Consider the following 6,100-nt stretch of genomic DNA (forward strand, 5'->3'; position numbering starts at 1 on the left):
GTCTGCATTAAATCTCGATAACCTTCACGCCGGAATTGCGCGCCATTCTTATGCACTCCGCCGTGTCTTCTCCCCCAGGAAAAGCCAGCAGCACGTCAGGGCGGCTGTCTTCCAGCATAAACAGGTTGCGCCTGGTTTCCGCATATTTGCCGTGCAGCGCCCAGTTGGCCGGGTAGCGAATGACGTGCACGTCGATACCGCGCGCCCAGTTTTCTATCGCGCCGCCCAGCGTCTGGTGCCCCCCGTGAATCAGCACGTTGATAGTCTGCGTGCGGGCATATAAATCCAGCACGTGGGTAATGGTATGGGTGTCGGCATAAAACCGACCTGAGCAGATTAAAACTCTCACTTTTCTGTACCTTAAAGTTGCTTTCCTTGAAAAAACTCTCGCCCGCGCGACGGCGGTTATTGTTTTTTTAAACGTCCGGCGGCGTGTCGATAAACAGCAGGGATTTATCGCCCAGTCGGTCAATGACCGGGTAGGCCACGGCGGCGATGTGGTGATGCACGCGACGGTAGTCCCGCAGTACCCGCTGGAAGATGTCGCCGGATTCCGCCCAGGCATTTTTGTCCTCACGCAGCTTTTTGAAATGCTCGCGGCTGGCGGAGGCCTCGAGCTGGCGAATGGTTTCTTTGCGCTGCACCAGCTGGTGGGCAGCAGACAGGTCTTCACGCATGAACGCGGCAATCGCCAGGCGCAGGCTGGTGAGGATTTCCGCGTGCAGCAGGTGAATATTGTGTAACTCAAAGTCGTTAAACAGCTCGCCCCGGCGTGCGCGACGCGTTGCCAGCTGGGTCAGGTTGCTGGAGAGAATGTCGCCCGCGTGCTCAAAATTGATGATGAACATCAGAATTTCCTGCGCGCGATCGGCATCCGCGTCATTCAACCCGTCCTGACCGATGTCGGCGAGATAGGCGCGAACCGCCGCGCTAAGCAGATCCACAGACTGGTCAAGCTGGCGAATCTCGTCGGCAGCCTGTTTTTCCTGGGTGACAAACAGAACCAGCAGGCGATCGAGCATGATGGTTAGCATGTCGGCGGCGCGCAGCGATTCGCGAACCGAATTCGACAGGCCGATATAAGCGACCTCGAGGCCTGCATCGTCGAGATACATCGGCATGCCCGGGTCGCCCACGCGCTCTTCTTCCGGGAACAGTCGCTCGAGGAACCGGGCCATCGGCGCGGTCAGGCTGATAAACAGCAGCGCAAGCACTGCGCTAAAGGCCGTGTGGAACCACACCACCAGCTGCGGCGTGTTCAGCCCGGATTTCTGTGCGATATCCGTCAGCAGAGGCAGCAGCAGTAACGCCAGCGCGCAGCCGGACAGGCGAACTATCAGGTTGCCCACCGGCAGGCGGCGAGCTACGGCGGACCCGGCGTTAAGCACCGGCGGTAATGCGCCGCCAATGTTTGCCCCAAGCACCAGTACCAGCGCGGTAGCTGGCGTCATCGCGCCGGTAGCCGCGAGGGAAGCGATCAGCAAAATAATCGCCACGCTGGAGTGGCACAGCAGCGTCAGGAGAGCCGCCACCAGCAGGGCGATTAATACGTCTCCCTCCAGCCCCTGCATGACGGCATGAAATACCGGCGTGACTTCGATGTCCGCCAGCGTGCCGCTGAGCAAATGCAGCGCAAGCAGCATCAGGCCGAGGCCAATCAGGGCGCAGCCCACGCTCTCAAAGTTGGAATGGTCCCGCAGCTTAAAGACCACAAACCCGGCCAGCAGAAGCAGAGGAATGGCGATTTCCATGTTAAAGCTCATCAGCTGCACCACCAGCGTGGAGCCGATATTCGCGCCGAGCATCACCGCCAGAGCGGGGGCAAGGCTCAAGGTGCCGGCGGCGGTAAACGACGTTGCCATCATGCTCACCGCGGTGCTGCTTTGCAGGACGCCGGTAATGCCAATGCCGGCAAGCAGGGCGGTCCAGCGGTTAGTGAGGTGGCGTCCCATCCAGTTGCGCAGCGGCGTGCCGAAGCCGCGCTGCAGCGCCGTTGAAATCATATGGCTGCCCCAGAGCAGCAAAGCGATGGCGCCAGCCAGGTTAATTAACAGAGTAGTTCCGGACATAATTAATTCCCCCTCTTAAGGGCGGGTGGTGTAACAAAACGCAGTAACCTGATCGAAAAACGATGTATGGCGCTGGCGAGGTTCAGTAATGCTTTGGTGTGTCGATAGTTAATTTTCCCTCCGGCGAACCATGCCAGGGCACGGACGCGAAGGACGCGGGTTATTTTCATTAAAAATAAGACAACCAACGCGATGGTCTTATTTTTAATCAGGAAAATAATGGAATGTTGCTTTTCCATAATGCTTTCCAGCTTGTGTTGCCTGCCTGAAAGGTGCCGCCGAAGCGGCACCGAATTACCGTACTTAACGCAGAGTTAGTGCCACTGTTTGAAGCGACGCATGTAGAACGTTTTCATCGCCTGAGCCACGCAGCAGTAGGCCAGCAGGGTGCCGACCAGCCACGGGAAGTACTGCCACGGCAGTGCCTGCAGCCCAACCAACGGCCCGAGCGGAGAGAACGGCACGTAAATCCCTACCGCCATCACCAGGCCGGTCATCATCATCACCGGCCAGGCGGCAGTGCTCTGAATGAACGGGATCTTCTGGGTACGCAGCATGTGCACCACCAGCGTTTGCGACAGCAGGCCTTCAACGAACCAGCCGGACTGGAACAGGGTCTGCATGTGCTCGCTGTTGGCGCTGAACACAAACCACATCAGGGCAAAGGTGGTCATGTCAAAAATGGACGACGTCGGGCCAATCCAGACCATGAAGCGGCCGATGTTTTTGGCATCCCATTTGCGCGGCTTGCTCAGGAACTCTTTGTCCGTTTTGTCCCACGGCAGCGCGAGCTGGGAGATGTCGTACATCAGGTTTTGCAGCAGCAGCTGAATGGCGAGCATCGGCAGGAACGGGATGAACGCGCTGGCAACCAGCACCGAGAACACGTTGCCGAAGTTGGAGCTGGCGGTCATGTTCAGGTACTTCATGATGTTGCCAAAGGTCTCGCGGCCTTTTATGACGCCTTCTTCCAGCACCATCAGGCTCTTTTCCAGCAGGATGATGTCGGCGGATTCCTTGGCGATATCGGTGCCGCTGTCGACCGAGATACCAACGTCGGCATCACGCAGGGCAGGAGCATCGTTAATCCCGTCGCCGAGGAAGCCGACGGTATGGCCGTTAGCCTGCAGCGCCTTCAGCACGCGAGACTTCTGCAGCGGCGTCAGCTTGGCGAACACGGTGCGCTCTTCCACTAACTGTTGCAGGGAAGCGTCGCTCAGCTGCTCAATCTGCGGGCCGAGCACCGGCTCGCCCGGCTCCAGCCCAACCTGACGGCAGATGCGCGTGGTGACAATAGCGTTATCGCCGGTCAGCACTTTCACCGCCACGCCGATGTCCATCAGGGCGGCAATCGCCGGGCCTGCGCTCTCCTTCGGTGGATCGAGGAAGGTGAGGAAGCCACGGATAATCAGGTCGTGTTCATCGTCGGTGCCGTACTGCTTTTTCGCCTCGGCTTTAGGAATGTCACGGGTGGCTACCACGAGGATGCGGAAACCGTCTTTGTTGTAGTCGTTGGTCATTGCCAGCATCGCCTCACGACGCTGCTCGTCCAGGGCGATAACCTTGCCGTTCTCTTCCATGTGGGTGGCGATGCTCAGCATCTCTTCCACCGCGCCTTTGCACACCAGCAGGTGATTGCTCTGGCTGTCTTTCACCACAATCGACAGGCGACGGCGCACGAAGTCGAACGGCATTTCATCGACCTTGCTGTAACCCTGCGGTTTCACAAATCCCGGCTCATTTTCAGAGAAGTAAATGACCGCCTGATCCATCAGGTTTTTGATGCCGCTTTGGTGGTGGCTGTTGAGCCAGGCCAGTGCCAGCACGGACTCATTTTTCTGACCGTGCGTGTCGACGTGGTGCTCCAGAATGATTTTGTCCTGCGTCAGCGTGCCGGTTTTATCGGTGCACAGCACGTCCATCGCGCCCAGGTTCTGAATCGCGTTGAGACGCTTAACCACCACTTTACGCTTCGCCATAGCCACCGCGCCTTTGGCGAGGTTGGCGCTGACGATCATCGGCAGCATTTCCGGCGTCAGGCCCACGGCGACCGCCAGGGCAAACAGCAGGGCATCCCACCATTCGCCTTTCATCAGGCCGTTGATCAGGAACACCACCGGCACCATCACCAGCATAAAGCGGATCAGCAGCCAGCTGACGCTGTTCACGCCCCGGTCAAACGCCGTTTGCGCCCGGGTACCGACAATAGCTTTTGCCAGCGAGCCAAAGTAGGTCCGTGGCCCGGTCGCCACCACTACCGCCTGCGCGGTGCCGCTGACAACGTTGGTGCCCATAAAGCAGATGTTAGGGATATCCAGCAGGTTCTCGCTGTCGATCGCCTTGTCGTGCGCGGATTTTTGCGCCACATCGCCCAGGGTGTCGTATTTCTCAATCGGCAGCGCTTCACCGGTCAGCACGGCCTGGCTGATAAACAGGTCGCGAGACTCAATGAGGCGCACGTCTGCCGGGATCATATCGCCCGCATAGAGCTGTACGATATCGCCCACGACCAGCTCGCGCATCGGGATTTCACGCGGGGTTCCTTTTTGCCCTGCATGTTCACGACGAACGACCGTGGCGGTGGTGCGCACCATTGCCTTCAGCGCTTCGGCGGATTTAGCCGAGCGGTGTTCCTGCCAGAAGCGCACCAGGCCGCTGAGTGCCACCATGGTGCCGATGATGATCACCGTCGTCAGGTCACCGTCTTCGCCGTGGCTGGTAGGCAGCCAGTAGTCGGTAAAGAAGCTGATGCTGGCGAGAATAGCGAGCACGTAGATAAACGGGTTGTTAAACGCCATCAGCAGCTGGAGCAGCGCGTGAGGCGGCTTGTCATGAGCGACTTCGTTCAGGCCATCCCGCTCCAGCCGGGCATTCGCGTGGGCTTCCTGCAGCCCTTCCCGGGTGGTGTTGAGGTTGACCAGGGTTTCTGCGATGCCGTTTTTGGCTTCCTGGGCGGCGCGCATAGACAGCGTGCTTTTTTTATTACGGTTCTTGGTTTGTACAGTCATGGTGGTGCTCCTGTCGCCGGGCGGCAGCAGGCTTTTTACGGTAAATGCCGGATTAAAGGCGGCCGAAAATAGCCCGATGCCGCATGAGCGATCGGTTTTGAATTAATTTCGCAGGGCTCCACGCTATTTATTTTTTAAAATAAACAGGCGAGAAATTTATATTTTCTTTTATTTGGACGTGGTTATTCCTGCCGATGTACAGGGATGCCTGCATCAGGGAATAAACAGCTACCAATAGTGACGTAACTCAGCGTGGCGCACGGAAGCGGGCTGCGGCATAGCGCGCAGACGAACCTACGGCGTAACGGCTGAATCAGGCTACGAAGGGTCGACTTTGTGGGTCTTCGCCGTCAGAGAAGCTGCAACGACGCTCCAGCTGGCCGGTGACAGGACTGACACGCCAGTTAGTGATGCGTTGATTCAACTCACTGATTTTCGAAGAGAAAATTGAGTTTTTCTGTTTTTTGCGTGCGGACAATACCCGATCGCGGGGCGGCCGGACACGCAGCGTTGATGTCACTGTTTTGACACCAGGAAAAAGGGTAGATTTGAAGTTCATAACACACCTCGGGACCGTGAAAACCCTGGTCGAGGTGGGACAACACGAGAGCATCAGGCTCCGGCGAGACACACCAAAACGAAGAAGTGATCACAATCGATTTCATGTTTACTTTCCCGAACCGCCATTAAGGCAATGTTCGGGCAGCTACTAAATTCAGTATCCATTAGTCTCTTATGTCAGGTTAGGAAAGGCCGCAACTTCGGCCCGTGAAATCTACCCATGAGCAATACTATTGTCAACCCGGCAATGTAAATTAAATTCGTTCGTTTATATTTCAGTGAGGAAATATTGAGGGAAGAGAATAAAGGGTATTTTTATCTCTCTTCCCGAGCAGTTTCTTTTCTTAAGCAAGAGGCTGTCTCTTGGTCATAAATACAGGGTTTTAAGTAGGTTCGGTAAAGGTTCCGTTCACTTCCAGAGCTGCTTCATATGTCACCACCGAACCGGTGAACGACTCGGGG

Annotated in this window: 5 protein-coding genes; all 5 read right to left on the reverse strand. The window is 56.9% G+C overall.

Annotation, left to right across the window (positions count from 1 at the left end):
* Positions 1–7 precede the first annotated feature (7 nt).
* Positions 8–349, reverse strand: coding sequence for a DUF2493 domain-containing protein (locus tag HX778_RS11680; protein WP_176982059.1), 342 nt, complete (start codon positions 347–349; stop codon positions 8–10).
* Between the two features lie 67 nt (positions 350–416).
* The gene (locus tag HX778_RS11685; RefSeq protein ID WP_038481557.1) at positions 417–2,069 is read right to left on the reverse strand and encodes a Na/Pi cotransporter family protein; all 1,653 of its coding nucleotides are present in this window, start codon (positions 2,067–2,069) and stop codon (positions 417–419) included.
* 2 nt (positions 2,070–2,071) lie between these two features.
* The gene (locus HX778_RS11690; RefSeq protein WP_038481560.1) at positions 2,072–2,308 is read right to left on the reverse strand and encodes a hypothetical protein; all 237 of its coding nucleotides are present in this window, start codon (positions 2,306–2,308) and stop codon (positions 2,072–2,074) included.
* Between the two features lie 75 nt (positions 2,309–2,383).
* Positions 2,384–5,077, reverse strand: a complete 2,694-nt coding sequence (gene mgtA, locus HX778_RS11695; RefSeq protein WP_176982060.1) for a magnesium-translocating P-type ATPase — start codon at positions 5,075–5,077, stop codon at positions 2,384–2,386.
* A gap of 425 nt (positions 5,078–5,502) precedes the next feature.
* Entirely contained in the window at positions 5,503–5,742 is a 240-nt protein-coding gene (locus HX778_RS11700) for a hypothetical protein (protein WP_176982061.1), read from the reverse strand.
* Positions 5,743–6,100 lie beyond the last annotated feature (358 nt).

The organism is Cedecea sp. P7760 (assembly GCF_013386425.1).
GTDB lineage: Bacteria > Pseudomonadota > Gammaproteobacteria > Enterobacterales > Enterobacteriaceae > Cedecea > Cedecea selenatireducens.